Origin of the sequence: Streptomyces sp. NPDC047971 (assembly GCF_040653355.1) — a bacterium.
GTDB lineage: Bacteria > Actinomycetota > Actinomycetes > Streptomycetales > Streptomycetaceae > Streptomyces.
In genome coordinates, this window is record NZ_JBEZNW010000019.1 from 118,768 (window position 1) to 135,760 (window position 16,993).

At 69.7% G+C, this 16,993-nt stretch carries 18 protein-coding genes, 1 tRNA gene and 1 pseudogene; 13 read left to right on the plus strand and 7 right to left on the minus strand.

Annotation, left to right across the window (positions count from 1 at the left end):
- Nucleotides 1–9: 9 nt before the first annotated feature.
- The 9 genes from AB0D99_RS19765 to AB0D99_RS19805 all read left to right on the plus strand — a co-directional run bounded on the left by AB0D99_RS19765 (nt 10) and on the right by AB0D99_RS19805 (nt 8,154).
- Nucleotides 10–495 (plus strand): sugar transferase, encoded by a 486-nt coding sequence (locus AB0D99_RS19765; RefSeq protein WP_362363324.1) that lies wholly within the window; start codon nt 10–12, stop codon nt 493–495.
- Nucleotides 496–647: 152 nt separating this feature from the next.
- Nucleotides 648–2,897, plus strand: a complete 2,250-nt coding sequence (locus AB0D99_RS19770; protein ID WP_362363327.1) for a (Fe-S)-binding protein — start codon at nt 648–650, stop codon at nt 2,895–2,897.
- Nucleotides 2,898–3,049: 152 nt separating this feature from the next.
- A complete protein-coding gene (locus tag AB0D99_RS19775) occupies nt 3,050–3,898 on the plus strand; it encodes a Yip1 family protein (protein WP_362363330.1) in 849 nt (282 codons plus the stop codon).
- Between the two features lie 186 nt (nt 3,899–4,084).
- The gene (locus AB0D99_RS19780; RefSeq protein ID WP_362363333.1) at nt 4,085–4,471 is read left to right on the plus strand and encodes a WXG100 family type VII secretion target; all 387 of its coding nucleotides are present in this window, start codon (nt 4,085–4,087) and stop codon (nt 4,469–4,471) included.
- Between the two features lie 25 nt (nt 4,472–4,496).
- Nucleotides 4,497–4,796: a WXG100 family type VII secretion target gene (locus AB0D99_RS19785; protein WP_362363336.1), complete on the plus strand. Its 300-nt coding sequence runs from the start codon at nt 4,497–4,499 to the stop codon at nt 4,794–4,796.
- The gene (locus tag AB0D99_RS19790; RefSeq protein WP_362363339.1) at nt 4,796–6,505 is read left to right on the plus strand and encodes an RNase A-like domain-containing protein; all 1,710 of its coding nucleotides are present in this window, start codon (nt 4,796–4,798) and stop codon (nt 6,503–6,505) included. The genes AB0D99_RS19785 and AB0D99_RS19790 overlap by 1 nt, the downstream gene beginning before the upstream one ends.
- Nucleotides 6,506–6,515: 10 nt before the next feature.
- Nucleotides 6,516–7,184: a hypothetical protein gene (locus AB0D99_RS19795; RefSeq protein ID WP_362363342.1), complete on the plus strand. Its 669-nt coding sequence runs from the start codon at nt 6,516–6,518 to the stop codon at nt 7,182–7,184.
- Nucleotides 7,185–7,194: 10 nt separating this feature from the next.
- Complete coding sequence (locus tag AB0D99_RS19800; protein WP_362363345.1) at nt 7,195–7,500, plus strand: RNase A-like domain-containing protein; 306 nt, start codon at nt 7,195–7,197, stop codon at nt 7,498–7,500.
- Between the two features lie 12 nt (nt 7,501–7,512).
- Nucleotides 7,513–8,154 carry a contact-dependent growth inhibition system immunity protein gene (locus AB0D99_RS19805; protein ID WP_362363348.1) on the plus strand — a complete coding sequence of 214 codons (642 nt, stop codon included), beginning with the start codon at nt 7,513–7,515 and terminating at the stop codon, nt 8,152–8,154.
- Nucleotides 8,155–8,190: 36 nt separating this feature from the next.
- On the opposite strand, the gene AB0D99_RS19810 is transcribed toward AB0D99_RS19805, so the two are convergent.
- Nucleotides 8,191–8,688 carry a phosphoribosyltransferase gene (locus AB0D99_RS19810; protein ID WP_362363351.1) on the minus strand — a complete coding sequence of 166 codons (498 nt, stop codon included), beginning with the start codon at nt 8,686–8,688 and terminating at the stop codon, nt 8,191–8,193.
- 5 nt (nt 8,689–8,693) lie between these two features.
- Entirely contained in the window at nt 8,694–9,269 is a 576-nt protein-coding gene (dcd, locus tag AB0D99_RS19815; RefSeq protein WP_362363353.1) for a dCTP deaminase, read from the minus strand.
- Between the two features lie 397 nt (nt 9,270–9,666).
- On the opposite strand from dcd, the gene AB0D99_RS19820 reads away from it, so the two are divergent.
- Nucleotides 9,667–9,737, plus strand: a tRNA-Gly gene (locus AB0D99_RS19820).
- A 92-nt stretch (nt 9,738–9,829) separates the two neighbouring features.
- On the opposite strand, the gene AB0D99_RS19825 is transcribed toward AB0D99_RS19820, so the two are convergent.
- From AB0D99_RS19825 to AB0D99_RS19835, 3 genes and pseudogenes are all read right to left on the minus strand, one after another.
- Complete coding sequence (locus AB0D99_RS19825; protein WP_362363356.1) at nt 9,830–11,104, minus strand: M23 family metallopeptidase; 1,275 nt, start codon at nt 11,102–11,104, stop codon at nt 9,830–9,832.
- 358 nt (nt 11,105–11,462) lie between these two features.
- Nucleotides 11,463–11,681: pseudogene (locus tag AB0D99_RS19830) on the minus strand (helix-turn-helix transcriptional regulator); the annotation flags it as partial.
- A gap of 130 nt (nt 11,682–11,811) precedes the next feature.
- Entirely contained in the window at nt 11,812–12,384 is a 573-nt protein-coding gene (locus tag AB0D99_RS19835; protein WP_362363359.1) for a TetR/AcrR family transcriptional regulator, read from the minus strand.
- A gap of 97 nt (nt 12,385–12,481) precedes the next feature.
- On the opposite strand from AB0D99_RS19835, the gene AB0D99_RS19840 reads away from it, so the two are divergent.
- A complete protein-coding gene (locus tag AB0D99_RS19840; protein WP_362363362.1) occupies nt 12,482–14,050 on the plus strand; it encodes a carboxylesterase family protein in 1,569 nt (522 codons plus the stop codon).
- Nucleotides 14,051–14,151: 101 nt separating this feature from the next.
- On the opposite strand, the gene AB0D99_RS19845 is transcribed toward AB0D99_RS19840, so the two are convergent.
- Both AB0D99_RS19845 and AB0D99_RS19850 read right to left on the minus strand, forming a co-directional pair.
- The gene (locus AB0D99_RS19845; protein WP_362363365.1) at nt 14,152–14,721 is read right to left on the minus strand and encodes an RICIN domain-containing protein; all 570 of its coding nucleotides are present in this window, start codon (nt 14,719–14,721) and stop codon (nt 14,152–14,154) included.
- 354 nt (nt 14,722–15,075) lie between these two features.
- Nucleotides 15,076–15,969, minus strand: a complete 894-nt coding sequence (locus tag AB0D99_RS19850) for a hypothetical protein (RefSeq protein WP_362363368.1) — start codon at nt 15,967–15,969, stop codon at nt 15,076–15,078.
- A 60-nt stretch (nt 15,970–16,029) separates the two neighbouring features.
- Between AB0D99_RS19850 and AB0D99_RS19855 the strand changes: the two genes are divergently transcribed.
- Together AB0D99_RS19855 and AB0D99_RS19860 are read left to right on the plus strand one after the other, a co-directional pair.
- A complete protein-coding gene (locus tag AB0D99_RS19855; protein WP_362363371.1) occupies nt 16,030–16,476 on the plus strand; it encodes a DUF3592 domain-containing protein in 447 nt (148 codons plus the stop codon).
- A gap of 70 nt (nt 16,477–16,546) precedes the next feature.
- Complete coding sequence (locus tag AB0D99_RS19860; RefSeq protein WP_362363383.1) at nt 16,547–16,840, plus strand: TetR/AcrR family transcriptional regulator C-terminal domain-containing protein; 294 nt, start codon at nt 16,547–16,549, stop codon at nt 16,838–16,840.
- Nucleotides 16,841–16,993: the final 153 nt, after the last annotated feature.

The following is a 16,993-nucleotide window of genomic DNA, read 5'->3' on the forward strand; positions in this document are numbered from 1 at the left end:
GTGTGGGGAATGACGGCCAAGCGCGCACTCGACCTGATCGGCGGACTCACCCTGCTGGCCGTCCTGTCCCCACTGATCGCGGCCGTCGCCCTCTCGCTCGCACTCGCGACGGCCGGCGCGGGCGGGGTGACCCGCCGCCGGACCGTCGCGGGCCGGGGCGGCCGCGCCTTCACGATGGTCACGTTCCGCACGAAGAGCGCACTGGCCGGAATGCCCCTGCTGCTCCATGTCGTACGGGGCGAGATGTCCCTCGTCGGCCCGTGCCCGCTCACGCCCGGACACCGCGAGTGCGTGGGCGAGGCGCGCCGCCGGCTCACGGTGCGGCCCGGGATGACCGGGCTCTGGCAGATCAGCGGACGCTCGGAGCTGCCGTGGGAGGAGCGCGAGCTGCTCGACCTCCACTATGTGGACCATCACTGGCTGGGGATGGACCTCGCGATCCTGGCGCGTACGCTTCCAGCAGTCCGGAGGCGTCGCGCGGCAAGGCTTGCCTGAGCGACACAGATCACCGCAGGCGCCGCTACTGAGCGGGGCCGTGACGGGGTAATCTCAGCACGGACTGAATAAGTTACCGCTTAGTAGCGCCACACTCGCCACACTGGAGAGTGCGGGCGCTCCGCCTCGCAGGCCCGCCCGAGGAGCCCCTCATGCAACTCGCCGCGATCATCGTGTCGATCGCCATCACGGTGGTGGCCGTCGCGCTGTTCGGCCGCGCCATCGCGCAGATCTACCGCTTCGTGATGCTCGGCCAGCCCGTACCCGCGGGCACGCGCACCGGCGACCCCACACAGCGCACCATCACGCTGGTCAAGGAGTTCCTCGGCCACACGCGCATGAACCGCTGGGGCGTCGTCGGCGTGGCGCACTGGTTCGTGGCGGTGGGCTTCTTCTCCCTGCTGCTGACGATCGTCAACGCCTTCGGCCAGCTCTTCCAGGCCGACTGGCTGATCCCGATCATCGGCGACTGGCTGCCGTACGAGATCTTCACCGAGTTCCTCGGCCTGATGACCGTCCTCGGCATCGTGACCCTGATCGTGATCCGGCAGCTGAACCGGCCGGGCGGCGCGGGCCGCAAGTCCCGCTTCGCGGGCTCCAAGACGGGCCAGGCGTACTTCGTCGAGGCCGTCATCCTCATCGTCGGCCTCTGCATCATGACGCTGCGCGCCCTGGAGGGCGTCCAGCACCACGTGACCGGCTGGGAGCCGGGTTTCTTCGCCTCGTACCCGCTGATCGCGCTGCTCGACGGTCTGGACCTCAGCACGATCCAGAACCTCACCTACTTCTTCGCGGCGCTCAAGATCGTCACGTCCTTCACCTGGATGATCACGGTCTCGCTCAACACCAACATGGGCGTCGCCTGGCACCGCTTCCTCGGCTTCCCGAACATCTGGTTCAAGCGGAACGCCGACGGCTCCACCGCGCTGGGCGGGCTGCAGCCGATGACGACGGCCGGCAAGGAGATCGACTGGGAGGACCCGGCCGAGGACGCCGTCTTCGGTGTCTCCCAGGTCGAGCAGTTCTCCTGGAAGGGCATCCTCGACTTCTCCACCTGCACCGAGTGCGGCCGCTGCCAGTCGCAGTGCCCCGCCTGGAACACGGGCAAGCCGCTCTCCCCCAAGCTCCTGATCATGTCGCTGCGCGACCACGCGCACGCCAAGGCGCCGTACCTGCTGGCCGGCGGCGGCAAGGACATGGAGGGCAACGAGCAGGCGACCGAGGAGCAGCTGAAGGACGTTCCCGCCGCCGCCCTCGCGGAGGCCGAGCGCCCGCTGATCGGCACCGCCGAGGAGAACGGCGTCATCGACCCGGACGTCCTGTGGTCCTGCACCACCTGCGGCGCCTGCGTCGAGCAGTGCCCGGTCGACATCGAGCACATCGACCACATCGTCGACATGCGCCGCTACCAGGTGATGATCGAGTCCGCCTTCCCCTCGGAGGCCGGCACGATGCTCAAGAACCTGGAGAAGAAGGGCAACCCCTGGGGTCTGGCCAAGAAGCAGCGCGTCGAGTGGACCAAGGAGGTCGACTTCGAGGTCCCGATCGTCGGCAAGGACGTCGAGGACCTCACCGAGGTCGACTACCTGTACTGGGTCGGCTGCGCCGGCGCCCTGGAGGACCGGGCCAAGAAGACCACCAAGGCCTTCGCCGAGCTGCTGCACATGGCGGGCGTCAAGTTCGCGATCATGGGCGGCGAGGAGAAGTGCACCGGTGACTCGCCCCGCCGCCTGGGCAACGAGCCGCTGTTCCAGCAGCTCGGCCAGGAGAACGTCGCGATGCTGAACATGGCGTTCGGCGAGGACGACGAGGACGAGTCGACGAAGAAGCCGAAGTCGGCGAAGAAGATCGTCGCGACCTGCCCGCACTGCTTCAACACGATCGCGAACGAGTACCCGCAGCTGGGCGGCGAGTTCGAGGTCATCCACCACACGCAGCTGCTCCAGCACCTCATCGACGAGGGCAAGCTGATCCCGGTGACGCCGGTCGAGGGTCTGATCACGTACCACGACCCCTGCTACCTGGGCCGCCACAACAAGGTCTACACGCCCCCGCGCGAGATCATGGACAAGGTCCCGGGCCTGCGTCAGCAGGAGATGCACCGCCACAAGGAGCGCGGCTTCTGCTGTGGCGCCGGTGGCGCGCGGATGTGGATGGAGGAGCGGATCGGCAAGCGCATCAACAACGAGCGCGTCGACGAGGCCCTCTCGCTGAACCCGGACATCGTGTCGACGGCCTGCCCGTTCTGCCTCGTCATGCTCACGGACTCCGTGAACGGCAAGAAGAACGAGGGCAAGGCGAAGGAGTCCGTCCAGGTCGTGGACGTGGCCCAGCTGCTGCTCGACTCGGTGAAGACGAAGCCTGAGCCGGAGGCCGTGACGGAGACCGTCTCCGCCGAATAGCCGCCCACGCACGAGAGGGCCGTCCCGCGACGTCGCGGGGCGGCCCTCTTCGTCGTACGGCCCCCCGGGGGCCCCTCGGGGGACCCCCTAGGGGATGTCACAGCTCAGTGGCAAAGGAGCGCCCCGACAGCGGAAACGGGTACGTTCAAGGTGTGGCTGGATTCAGGAACGGACGCGGACGGGACAACCGCCCCCCGCAACAACAACCGCAGCAGGCGCCGTACGGGTACAACGCGGCCCCGCCGCCCCACCCGCAGCAGCAGTGGGGCCGCCAGGCCCCGCAGGGCGGCGGGTACGACGGGGAGCCGGAGTACTTCGGCGACCCGTACGGAGCGCAGCAGCAACAGCAGCAGCACTACGCGGCGAACACGCCGGGGCACACGCAGATGTTCAGCGTGAACGAGGACCCGTACGGCGCCGGCGCGGAGTACCGGGCCGGCAGCGCCCCCGCGCCCACCGGCCCGCGGCTGCCCTGGAAGGCGCTGCTGAGCGGCATCGTGCTGCGCCCGGCGCCGACGTTCCTGCAGATGCGGGACCACGCGGTGTGGGGCCCGGCGCTGACGGTCACCTTCCTCTACGGCCTGCTCGCGATCTTCGGCTTCGACAAGGCGCGCGACGAGGCGATCAACGCGACCCTGTCGACGGCGATCCCGTACGTCCTGATGACCGGCGTCGGCTTCGTGGTGGCCGGCCTGATCCTGGGCGCGGTCACCCACACCCTGGCCCGTCAGCTGGGCGGCGACGGCAGGTGGCAGCCGACGGTGGGCCTGTCGATGCTGATCATGTCGATCACGGACGCCCCCCGCCTGGTCTTCGCCCTGTTCCTGGGCGGCGAGAACGGCCTGGTGCAGGTCATCGGCTGGGTCACCTGGCTGGCGGCGGGCGCCCTCTTCACGACGATGATCAGCCGCTCCCACGACCTGCCCTGGCCGAAGGCCCTGGGTGCGTCCGCGATCCAACTGGTGGCCCTGCTGTCGCTGATCAAGCTGGGCACGCTGTAGTCACCCGCGAGGACGCGGAAGGAAGGGCCCCCGACGTTCGTCGGGGGCCCTTCCCGTACACCCCGGCCGTAACGGGGGTCACGTCCGCCACGCCGTTCCGGGGCGCCTGACACGGATTCCCTGTTGTTAGGGTCGACTGGACCTCTCGACAAGAGAGTTGAAGAACCTTCGGGGGAAGGCGGCACGGTGGAGAACACCGATCTCGACGTCTCGGACGACGATCTGACCAGACTCGTCGGGGACCTGGACGCGATGCAGCGTCACCTGAACGGCCAGGTCCGACGGATGGATGCGGTCGTCGACCGCATCGAAGCCGGCTGGAAGGGCGACGCGGCCCGGGGGTACCGGGCGCTGCACCGGGGCGTGGCCGAGGACGCGGTCCGCATCCGGGAGATCCTCGAAGTCCTGGAGGAGGCGCTGCGGATGAGCCGCGACGGGTTCACCCAGCAGGAACTGGAGAACCTTCGCCGGATGCGTACGGCGTCGTCGCAGGTCGACGTCGCCCGCGAGGCGGAAGCGCTGTCCCAGGGAACCACCGCACCCACGCCCACCAGCCGCATACTCGACGTCTGACGTCGACTCACACACGGGGACGAGAATGGCCGACGACCACATAGGCGTCAGCTTCACCACGCTGCGCGAGGCCGCGAGCGAACTGGAAGACATACTCCGGCAGCTGAACCAGCGTTTGGACACGCTGTACGGACGCACGGAGAAGGTCGTCCTCGCCTGGCGGGGCGAGGCCCGCGAGGCCTTCGTCGAGGAACTCGACCAGTGGGACAAGCAGATGCAGGACCTCCAGGCCGCCCAGGCGTGGCTGCACGAGGTCGTGACCACCGGGCATGCGAACTACGCCGAGGCCCACCGCGCCGTGCTGCGTGGATGGGGGGCCGGCTGATGGGCACCCCTCCTCCCTCCCCTTCGCCGCAGAGCGGCACCATCGACGTCAGGCCGTCGCACCTGTTCACGGTGTCCGGACAGTTCGCGAAGGAACAGACGGACCTGAACAAGGCGGCGACCACCCTCCTCCAGGAGCTCGGGGAGTACCAGGACGCCGGCGGCTACGGAACGGCGGCGCAGGCGTTCTCCGCCGCGTACATGAAGGTCGGCAACCGCTTCCTCGAGGTCTGGGCGAGGAGTGTGGTGAGCATCGGCGGCGCGGCCGTCGGATTCACCACCACGGCCAACAACTACGTCAAGGCGAACGCCGCCTCCGACCCGACCGGCAACACGCAGGCCCACACCCAGCCTCCGCCGCAGGTGATCGACAAGGCACCCGTCTATCCGCGCATCATCGACCTGAAGTGGGGCGACGACGACGGCGGCGACCGCATCTGGGTCCGCATCCTGGAGTGGGTACCGGATCCGATCATGGATGCCATCCGGTTCGCCATCAAGCGCGCCTACCGCATGGGCCGGGTCCCGGACGTCTACCCGTTCCCCGACCAGCACCATCTGAACTCCCTCTCAGGGGCCTGGGGCCACGCGAACCGGTCGCTCTCCATCACCGTCGGCAACATGAGCGGCCACATGGCCCCCATCACCAACCAGGCCAACAGCGAGTGGCACGACGCCATGCGGACGTTCCTCAGCTCGCTGTGGGGCACGACCGCCTGGGGCAAGAGCACGGCCGGCTACGAGTGGAAGCACGACACGGCGAGCGCGTCGACCGGCGCCACCAACCCGGTCTTCGCCGTGCTGTCCGACACCAGCAGGAAGATCAGCGACCTGCTGCGGGAGTTCGCCGAGGCCGCGGTCGAACTGAACGCGAAGGTCTACGACGAGTACCTGGACGCGGTCAAGAAGGCCGTCGCCGACGTGGACCTGAAGGACGGCATCGACTTCAAGGACGTCAAGGGCCTCGTCAAGGGCATCGGCAAGGGACTGGCCTCGGTCGGCCTCAACATCCCCCTGAACATCGACACCAGCGCCATGAACGCCATCGTCAACCGCTACGAGAACACGGTGGACGGCCTCACCCGGCAGTTCGACGCCCTGATGCCCGCCCTGGACGAGGCGTTCATGAGCGCCCCCAGCTTCCACGCCGAGGACGCCCGCGCGCAGTCCTTCGGCGCCCGGGCGCTCCACGAGTTCAAACCGGAGCACACCTACCGCGTCCCCGGCGAGGACCCGAAGAACCACTTCTTCCCCATCGACCTGGCGAGCCAGGAGGGGATCGAGGGAAGCCACCCGGTCGACAAGCACGTGGGAAAGACGGACGAACAGCTGGCACAGCGCCTGCGGGACCAGCAGACCATCCGCCCCGACGGGGTCGTGGCCCCGCGGGCCATCTCCACCTTCAACGACCACGCCTCCGCCCAGCGCCTCACCCAGGACGTCCTGGACGACATCAACCACGCGGACCGCATCGAGAAGTGGATCGCGAGGCAGGAGAACCCCGCCACGTACAACCCCAACTCGAAGCCCAGTTACAGCCTGACGTTCAACGAGGTCACCGGACGCTCACTCAGCCGGGACGACTACGACGTCGACGGCTTCCAGGCCCAGGCGAAGGACGTGCACAGCGTCAAGGTGACACTCAAGTACGTCGGCAACCACATCGACCCCCCGTTCATCGTTCTGACCTCCATGCCGGAGGGCCCCTAGCATGCACGGCGTGACCACATACACCGGAGCCGTGTTCAACAACGGCGCGATCTCCAGGCTCCTGGAGCTGGCCGTCGCCTGCCGTCGCGACGGCTCCAGGGTGCTCGAGGACGAAGTGGCCCGGTTCTGCCGGACGATCGGCGACACCCCGCAGGCCGCCTGGGCCATGCCTCCGGCCACCGTCGCCGCGCTGCTCGACCTCGCCTCCGACGAGGTGACGGACGTGGATCCGGCGACGCTGTCAGCCGGGTTCGCCGAGCAGCTGGCCGAGGCCGCGGAGGACATGCCCGCACCCGAATACCTCCGGTACCTGTCCCGGCTGGTCCGCCTCCAGGACCGGGAGCCGACCCCGGACTTCGCCCGGCTCCCGATGGCGGCCTGGGAGGCCGAGCTCAAGTTCGGCAGGATCCGCCAGTTCTGGTGGTGGGTGGATTCGGGCGAGTACGAGGACTTCGACGAGGGAGTACGGGAGGGAGTCGCCTCCGAGCACCCCTCCGGCTGCCGCTCCGCGCTGGCCGCGCTCGCGGCGGAGATCCAGGAGGCGCTCCTCCTCTTCCCCGCCCCGTCCGCTCCCTCCGATCCCGTCGGCGGACTCGCCGAGACGGCCCCCTGGGCCTCACGACCGGTCCTGCAGGCCATTCTCCGGGCCATTCACGCCCATATCGACGAAGAGCACTGAGGTCAGTTCCGTGCCCAGCCCGAACGTTTCCGCCAGCTATCCCGACCGGGAGACCGCCCAGTGGGCGACTCAGCAGGTCGTGACCTCCAACGAGCAGGCCATCCACCGCTGGCTCGCCCAGTCGACCCGGCAGCGTCTCACCATCGAGGCCGCGTGGCCCTCCCGGCCCGAGCCGGTCGGGCGGGTGCTGCGCCAGGCGATGATGCTCGCCGGCCGTGAGCCGATCGACGTGCGGGCCGCCCGGGTGATCCTCCGGCGCAGCACCGACAACCCGCACGGCTTCACCGTGCACGCCACCTTCCCGATCTACCTCTAGAGGCTGTGTCCCTTGCCCCTCACCCCGCGCGAGCACGACCGAAAGTACGGCGAGCTGGACCATGTCATCCGCGCCCACCTGGGCCGTGGCGCTGATGAACGGGAGCCGCTGTCCGCGTATCTGCGGCACACCTGGCGTACCCGCCCCTGGGCGATCCCGGTCGCCGAGCAGCAGCTGCGCGAGTACGCCGACAACCCCCCGGGACGGCTCCGGCTGCGGCTCGGCGAGTTCTACCCCGTACCGGACGTCGGTCTGCCCGACGCGGAGATCCAGTCATGGCTGGTGAGCCTCGCGGACCGGCTGAAGGAGAGCGTCGAGACGGGTCAGGCCCCGCCGCCGGCCACGCCACAGACGCGGTGGGAGTGGCATGCCCGCTTCCCCGAGCTGGCCCAACTCCTGGGCGGCTGGTTCTCGCAGGACATGCCGGACGAGTTCGAGGACCACGACGCCGCGCTCCGGGACTACCTGGCCACGACGGACAGCGGGCTGATCGCCCAGCTGACGGGTGAACTCCACGACCTGCTCACCCTCCCGCTGGACGAGTCGGACTACGCCCTCGCCCTGGAGGAACTCGGAATGGAGGTCGACCCGCCGGCTCCGTACGCCCCCGGCGCCTGGCTCGTGTCCCTGGCCGAGCAGCTGCGCAGCGCCTGAGGGCCGGGGCGGCCGTGGCCGCCCCGGCGGGTGCCCTCAGGCGTCGAGGACCTGGCCCTCGCGCTTCACGACGGGCGGCTCGACGGACCAGGGGAAGTTGATCCACTCGTCGGTCTTCTTCCACACGTACTCGCACTTCACGAGGGAGTGGGACTTCTCGTAGATGACGGCGGAGCGGACCTCGGCGACGTGGTCCACGCAGAAGTCGTGGACGAGCTTGAGGGTCTTCCCGGTGTCGGCGACGTCGTCGGTGATCAGCACCTTCTTGTCGCTGAAGTCGATCGCGTCGGGGACGGGCGCCAGCATGACCGGCATCTCCAGGGTGGTGCCCACGCCGGTGTAGAACTCCACGTTCACGAGGTGGATGTTCTTGCAGTCCAGGGCGTAGGCCAGACCGCCGGCGACGAAGACGCCGCCGCGGGCGATGGAGAGCACGATGTCGGGCTCGTAGCCGTCGTCGGCGATGGTCTGGGCGAGCTCGCGGATGGCGCGGCCGAAGCCCTCGTAGGTGAGGTTCTCCCGTACGTCACTCATTGCTGTCACACCTGGGTCCGATGGAAGTTCTGATACGAGCGGGAGGCCGTCGGCCCCCGCTGCCCCTGGTAGCGCGAGCCGTACCGCTCGCTGCCGTAGGGGAACTCGGCGGGCGAGCTCAGCCGGAACATGCACAGCTGCCCGATCTTCATCCCCGGCCACAGCTTGATCGGCAGGGTGGCGAGGTTCGAGAGCTCCAGGGTCACGTGCCCGGAGAAGCCGGGGTCGATGAACCCGGCGGTGGAGTGGGTGACCAGCCCCAGCCGGCCGAGCGAGCTCTTGCCCTCCAGCCTGGACGCGATGTCGTCCGGCAGGGTGATGACCTCGTAGGTCGACGCGAGCACGAACTCGCCGGGGTGGAGGATGAACGCCTCGTCCCCCTCCGGCTCGACCTCACGGGTCAGGTCGAGCTGCTCGACCGCGGGGTCGATGTGGGGGTAGCGGTGGTTCTCGAACACCCGGAAGAAGCGGTCAAGCCTCACGTCGATGCTCGAGGGCTGCACCATGGATTCGTCGTACGGGTCGATCCGCACCCGTCCGGCATCGATCTCGGCCCGGATGTCCTTGTCTGAGAGAAGCACGCCCCCACGATACGCAGAGGGCGCGGACCTGCCCCAATCGGGAAGACTCCGCGCCCGTCCCTCGGACATTCAGCGCCGCTCGAGCTCCACGGGCACCGCGTGCCGCAGCCTCGCACACCGCGGACACCGGATGAGCCGCCCCGGCCCGATCCGCCCGGCGCCGAGCTGCTGCAGCGGGAACGAAGCGGTACTGAACACATGCCCCTCGGCACAACGAACGACGGTGCGCTCCATCGAACCCATCAAGTCCCTTCCCCGACAAGTGGTGGACGAGACAGCCACATTAGGGGATCAACGGGACACCACTCCAGGCGGCGCTCCGTCACGGGGAGGTACGCCTCGACTTCGGGATGGGGTACAGTGTCCGAGTCTGCGGTACCGATCTTCGAACCGCGATGCGGATGTAGTTTAATGGTAGAACATGAGCTTCCCAAGCTTATAGCGCGGGTTCGATTCCCGTCATCCGCTCTTGAACGAAGGCCCTGGTCTCTGACCAGGGCCTTCGTCGTCGTCCATGCCTCTTCAGGCATCGCGTAGCGGTGGGGTCGGCCGAGGGGTGGTCAGAACTCCAGGACCTCGCGGTCGAGCGGGTAGCGCGCACGGTGGGGTCCGTCGTACGGCGAGGGCGTGATCGGAAGGACGCCGGAGGGCTGCAGGCCCAGGTTGTCGTCCCAGATCCGGGGTTCGACGTGTCCGACGACGCGGAACTTCCGGAAGGTGAACGGGGGGCTGTCGGTCGGGAAGAACTCGGGCGTGGTCATCACCTGGAAGTGCAGGTGCGGCGTGGTGGAGTTGCCGCTGTTGCCGATCAGCCCGAGGACCCGGCCGGGTTCGACGTGGTCGCCCTCCCGGACTCTGAGCGAGCCGGGCTTCAGGTGCGCATAGAGGAGGTAGCGGCCGGGCGCGACCTCCACGGTGACGTGGTTGCCGACGGTCTCCTCGATCGGGGGGACCGGCGGCGTGACGGGCGGCGTGTTGTCCGGGATCCCGTCCTGGACCTCCACCACTCGGCCACCGGCCGCCGCCACGACGGGCTGCCGGTAGCTCAGGTAGCTGGTGAGCCGCGCGGGGTCGCCCTCCCAGGTCTGTCCCTGCTCGCCGACCCGGTACCAGTCGATCGCGAAGCGCTGCGGCACGTAGAAGCGACCGTTGATCGGGCCGAGGCCGCGGCGGTGGTGGGTGTTGCCGCAGCACGACTCGCTGGAGTACCAGGTGCCGGGGCGGACCGGCGCGTCCAGGTTCAGCGGCGCGGTGCGGTCGGTCGGGGTGATCTGGACCGTCTCCTCGAACGGGGAGGAGCCCGAGGCGGTGAGGACGGCGCCGGAGAGGTGGTGCTCAAGTACCCGGGGCGCCCGCTGGCCGCGGTCGAGGGCCAGGTCGATCCAGACGACCCACTGCTGGGAGCCCGGGATCACGGTCGGCGTCGGCCCCGGCGGCGCCGGCGTGTACCCGTCCGCACCCGGCAGGGGGTCGCCCACCGGGTTGGCGGCATCGGCCAGCGCCTGCCCGCTCAGCGAACCCACCACCCGGTGTGTGCGGGCGTCCCGGACCTCGACACGGTCCAGCCGCACCCGTGAGCTGCTGGGCAGCGCGTTCGTGGTGAGCAGTTCGTACGAGAGGTGCGTCCTGCCGTCCGTGGCAACGAACGGAGCCGGTTCGGTCATCACCGCCGCCGTCAACGGCGTGAACTGGGGGCCGGGCACAGGCGTGGTGGCGCCGGTGCCGTACCCGGGTGCAGTCGAAGCCATCAGCATGCCGACCGCGAGCACGGCGGTGGCGAGCCCACGACGTAGTGGTCTGCGGCCCGTGCGGTTGCGAAGGTAGCGCTGTGCCATGGTGCTCTTCCAGTCGTCGGGTCCGGGACCGCGTTGGGCACCGGCACGCCCCGCGCCGAGGCGCAGGCCCATGTAATCCGGCGGCGCGGCGCTCCCGGCGGACAGCGCCGGAGGCAGGTGCCGAACTACACCCGTCCAGCCGCACCGGGCCGCCGGACGGGAGCCGGTACGTGCCCCATCCGTGCCCTCCAAGGCGGTGAACAGCGGTCACCACGGGTGCGAGCAGAGCATCCCGGCAGGCCCGACGATGGGGCTAGTCCGCAGGTCAGAGGCCATACGGACGGCCAAAGCAGCGGTGATTCCCACGCTTATGGCGCGGGTTCGATTCCCGTCATCCGCTCTTCTGCGAAGCCCCAGGTCAGAGACCTGGGGCTTCGTTGTTGTCCGGACCTCTCGGGAACGCGAGGACCGCCAGCACCCGCCGGTGGCCCTTGGTGTCCGCCGGCAGGTCCAGCTTGGCGAAGATGTTGCCGATGTGCTTGTTCACGGCCGCCTCGCTGGTGAACAGGTGCGAGGCCGGACTGGCGTGGGTACGGCCCTTCGCGATCAGGTCGAGTACCTCGCGCCCCCGGGGGCTGTGATCGCCGACTCCAGAGCGTCTTACGACGCGCTCGACGCCGTCGGCGCCACCCCTGCCCTGGGCCGGGTCCACCAGGTCGACACCAGTGACGGGGCCGGCACCGGCTGGATCGCCTCTGCGCGCAGAGTCAGCGCGCGACCTCGGCCAGGGCCTGGATGCCGGCGAGAACCTCGGACGCGGTGGGGGCGCTGGAGGGGTCGCCGAGACACTGGAACATCAGACCGGACATGAGCGCCAGTTGCACGGTCCCGAGGGTGCGGACGGAGGTCTCCGCCACCTCCTCCTCACGGACGCCGTCGAGGATGGCCGCCATGCCGCGCCGCCCCTGCGCGATGCCCCCGGCCAGGGCGGGGCGCAGGCCGGACTGACGCTGGGCCTGCATGAACAGCTCCACCGAGGCGAGCCACAGGTCGGGGTGGGCCCCGAAGTCCTCGATCAGCCCCTCCCAGACGCGCTCGAAGTGCGCCCGCGTGGAGCCGTCCGCGTCGGGGACCAGCACCCGGCCCATCGCGTCGCCCCACTCGTCGAGGATCTCGAACAGGGCCTGATTGAGCAGCGCTTCCCGTGAGCCGTAGTGGTAGCCGACGGCTGCCGTGCTCACGCCGGCCGCGGTGGCGATGTCACGCACCGAGGTGCGGTCGTAGCCCTTTTCCCGCAGGCAGGCCTTGGCGCTGACGAGCAGGGCTTCACGGTTTCCCATGCCGGGAGCCTACCGCAGCCGTTGCACGACCGTCTCATACGATCGAGTTATACCCACGTCTTGCACGATCGTTTGAATCTGTCGTAGCGTTCGGGGCATGAGACGCACCAAGATCGTTTCCAGGACGCTCGCGGCCGCCACGCTGACGCTGGCCACACTGGGGATGGGCCTCGCCCTGGCCTCCCCCGCACAAGCGGCACGGGGCGGCAGCGACGCCGGCACGGTCGTCGCCACCACCGGCGGGGCCGTGCGCGGGACCATCGACGACAGCGGACTGCGCAGCTTCCAGGGCATCCCTTACGCCACCCCGCCCATCGGCAGCCTTCGCTGGGCCTCGCCGCGGCCCGCCACACCTTGGGCAGGGGTGCGAGAGGCGACCGCACCGGGATCCCCGTGCCCCCAGCCGAAGGGCCTGCCCATCGGGATACCCAGTGATACGGAGGACTGCCTCTACCTGAACGTCACCACCCCCGTGGGGCAGGCCGGCAAGAAGCCGGTGATCGTGTGGATCCACGGCGGCAGCCTGATGTTCGGCAGCGGTGACATCTACGGCCCGGAGCGGCTGGCCGCCGAGGGCGCCGTCGTCGTGTCGGTCAACTACCGGCTCGGTGTCATGGGCTTCCTGTCCGAACCGGCGCTGGGCACCTCCGGCGGCCTCGGCCTGGAGGACCAGCAGGCAGCCCTGCGCTGGGTGCGCGCCAACGCCGGTGCCTTCGGCGGCGATCCGGCCAACGTGACGATCATGGGCGAGTCGGGCGGCGGGTACAGCGTCTGCGGCCACCTCGCCTCGCCGAAGTCGGCCGGCCTCTTCGACCGCGCCATCCTGCAGAGCGCACCCTGCGCCACCGGCGGCTCCCGCACCCGGGAGGAAGCGGAGGCAGAGGCCCGGGCCACCATCGAGAACCTCCGGAAGCTGGGGGCGTGCACCGAGCACGAGGACACGGGGTCCTGCCTGCGGCGGACCGATCCCGGCACGCTCATGAAGGCCTACGGGACCTGGAACGAGCCCCGCCCGATCGCCGGTACCGACCTCATGCCGCTGACCCCGGCCGAGGCTCTGCGCACGGGCAGGTTCAACCGCGTCCCGGTCCTCATCGGGGTCAACCACGACGAGGAGCGCGGCCGGATCCTCGGCCAGGAACTCGGGGGCAGCCCCATGCCGCCCGGGGCATACGAGCCCGCGATCCGTGAGGAGTTCGGGGAGCGGGCCGACGCGATCCTGGCACGCTACCCGCTGAGCCGCTTCGGCTCGGCCGGCGAGGCCCTGGCCGCCGTACGGACCGACCAGGCATGGTCGGTCCCGACGCTGGACACCGCGCGGCTGCTGTCGCGGTGGACACCGACCAGGATGTTCGAGTTCAGCGAGCGCGACACGCCCGCATGGTCGGGCGACCCCGAGCTCAGCTTCGAGCTCCGCGCCTCGCACATGACCGAGCTGCTCTACCTCTTCGACCTCAAGCTGCCCGTGTACGAGAAGCTCACGGAGCACCAGCAGCGACTCGGCAAGCGGATGACGCACACCTGGGTCGACTTCGCCGAGTCCGGGAAGACGGGCTGGCCGAGCTTCAGCAGCGGCGGCTACGTGCAGTCGCTGACCTCAGGACCCTGGAAGCGCGCCCGGTTCACCAAGGACCACAACTACGCCTTCTGGAAGAACCTCCACTGACCCCAAGCGCGAAACAGCTCGCGCCCGTCACCCCCGCGGGCGCGCCGGCCCAGGTCAGCGACCTGGGCCTGCTGCTTTTCCGCGCGGCGGTGCGGGTCCGACTACCACCACGCCTGGTTGTTGGGTCCGAGCTGCCACAGGCGGTCGTCACTCGGGTAGGAGTAGTCCAGGCGCACCGTGTCCCACTGGTCGTTGTTGGTGTTCTGCAAGGCCATGGCGACGTTGACGTTCTTCAACGGCCGCCAGACCCACCACCGCTCCGCGTTGCCTCCGCCGGTCTCCAGGCGCAGACTCCACTTCTGCTGGTCAGAGCCGTCGCAGGCACGCACCACGACGCGGTTCCCGCGTGCCGGGTTGGACGACTCGGGCTCCAGGCACCGGTTCGAGGCGCGGTTGCGCAGGGTCGCCGTCCACAGCTTGTTGGTGCTGTCGAAGGTGCCTTCCCAGTCCCACGCCTCCGTGATGTAGCTGTCCCACCTCGTACCACGGAGCGCGATGACCTCCGCGCCCTCCGCCGTACTGTCCGATCCCAACGCGAGCCGACTGCCATGCATCTTGTTCACGAGGTCCTGATTGACCAGAGAGTCGGCCGACGCCGGGGAGGCACCGGCCAGCACGATCGGAACCGCCGCACAGACCGCGGCCAGCAGCGAGATCCTGCGCTTGCGCATCACATTCCGTCCCTTCCGAAGGCGGGCACCACGGCGCCGGCGGCACCGTCTGAGGCCCGGGAACGGACGTGACGTTTTCACAGCTTTTCGGGCCATTTCTCCCGCCGCGCCCGAACAGACATCGCAGAAACGATCCCCTGTACCCACAACGGCTCCATCGGCAGGGAGGGCGACGCGCCGCCCACCGCCGGATGCGCCCTCCGGTGCGACCAGGTGCCACGACGTGCCGCCAGAGGCGGTGTGAACTGCCGTACGGTGTCGGCGCCGCCGGAGATCTGAACGTCCTTTCCTCCCGCGGCCTTTCGGGCCTGGGCGCGGAAGGGTGGCGGGCCGGGCCTGCCCCGCTTCCGGGCGCTAGGCGAAGGCGGGGAGGGCGAGCGCGAGGGTGGCCCAGCCGAGGAGGGCCGTCACGGCCGCCGAAACGGCCGACCAGCACAGCCGCTTCCAGAAGTGCGCGTCCAGGCCCCCGCACACGACCGCGCGGGCGGGGTGCTTGAGGTGGTAGGCGATGTCGTACGGCGTCGCCTGCGCGTCGTGGGGCGCTCGGCGGACCTTTCCGTCGGTCGCGGTGTAGCCGTAGCGGACCTGGCCGCGGATGAGGGTGGGCACCGTCTCGACCGTGACGCCATGGCGGGGCAGGTACCACTTGTTCCACGGGACCGCCGCCGCGCCGATCGTCAGCCGGACCGTCAGCAGTGTGGTGGCGCCCAGCAGCAGCACCGCGAGTGCGCGGGACACGTGGTCCCCGGCGATGACCACGCCCGCGGTCAGGGCGACGAGTCCGAGGCCGAGCGCGACCATCACCGCGGTGACGGCGAGAGCCGCCGGTGTTCTCGGCTCCGCGTCCTCCTCGGCTTCGCGCTCCCGGAGTGCCCGCGCTTCCCGTTCCTCCCGTGCCTCCCGCTCGGCGTCCTCCGCCGCCTCGCGCGTGACCGTCACGAGCGTCGAGCCGTCCACCGGGTCCTCGTCGGCGGGACGTTCGGGCAGCAAGCCGTTCACCGCTTCGCCGAACACGGTCGCCGAGGCGCGGGGCACCCCCTCGATCCGGTACCGAGTCGGCTCGGTCCCGGCGGGCGCCGTCAGCTCGATGGCGACCGCCCGCCCGTCCGCGTGCACGCGCGCGACGGCGGCGAGCGGGATGCGGACCTCTCCACGGGGGCCGCGCAGCAGCAACCCGGCCGGTTCGGAACGGAGTTCGGCTCCCTGGGCGCCCCGGAGGACGGGTACGGACGGGAAGGTGATCGGCATGCGGGCGATCGTAAGGTACGGGATTCCCGCCGCGTACCGCACTGGCATACGGTCTGCGCTGTGAACGCAGTCACCCTGGTACTCGTCCTGTTCGTCTTCGTGGGCCTGGCGGTGGCCGTCCTCGGCCTGTTCGTCGTCGGCGGCCCGAGGGCCGAACTCCGCAACATGAGGGAGCTGGAGAGGACCGGCGTCGAGGTCCCGGCGACCCTGGTCTCGGTGGCTCCTCGCAAGACCTACCTGACCGTCGTCTACGCGTACCCGGCCGCGGACGGTTCCCGGGCCACCCACACCTCATGGAGCGGGCGCAACCCCCTGCACGTCGTGGGCGAGACCTACCCGCTGGTGCGGACGGCGCACCCGTCCGAGAACGTCTGGATGGGGACGATGGCCGCGGTGCGCCATGAGCGCGCCGGGACTGAGCATCACCTCCGCTTCATGGTGTGCGTGATGCTCGCGGGTGTCACGACCTGCGCCGCGGCTGTGACGGGCCTGCTCCTCCTTCCCTGACTCACGTGGTCGGGGGGGTTCCTCACGGCGCCTCACCCAGACCGAGGTCATCCGGCTGCGTCGGCTGATCATCGCGAACGCCGACGCCTTCCCGGCCCTCGGCGCCGCCTGGTACGAACAGGGCTTCGAGCGGGTCCTGGTCACCCTGGCCGCCACCTTCCGGCGCCTCACCGACCAGGGCGTGCTGCGCACCGACGATCCGGGGCCGGCCGCTCACCATGTCGCGGGGCTCCTGCTGTGGATCCCCGTGAACCAGGCCATGTTCCGCGGGAGCGCCCAGCACACGGAAGCCGATCTCGACCTCTACGCGACCACCGGCGTCCGCGCCTTCCTCGCCGCGTACCGCGCGCCGATCACCCCGTGAAAGCCCCCGTACCGGCGTCTACCGCCGGTACGGACGGCCGCGGGCCCCGGGGGCCGCGGGGCGCGGCGCGCCGGCGCGGCGGGTTTGGTGGTTCGTTCGGACCACGCCAGATAGGTAGATGACAACTGTGTAAAACATTAAAAAAAAAAAAAA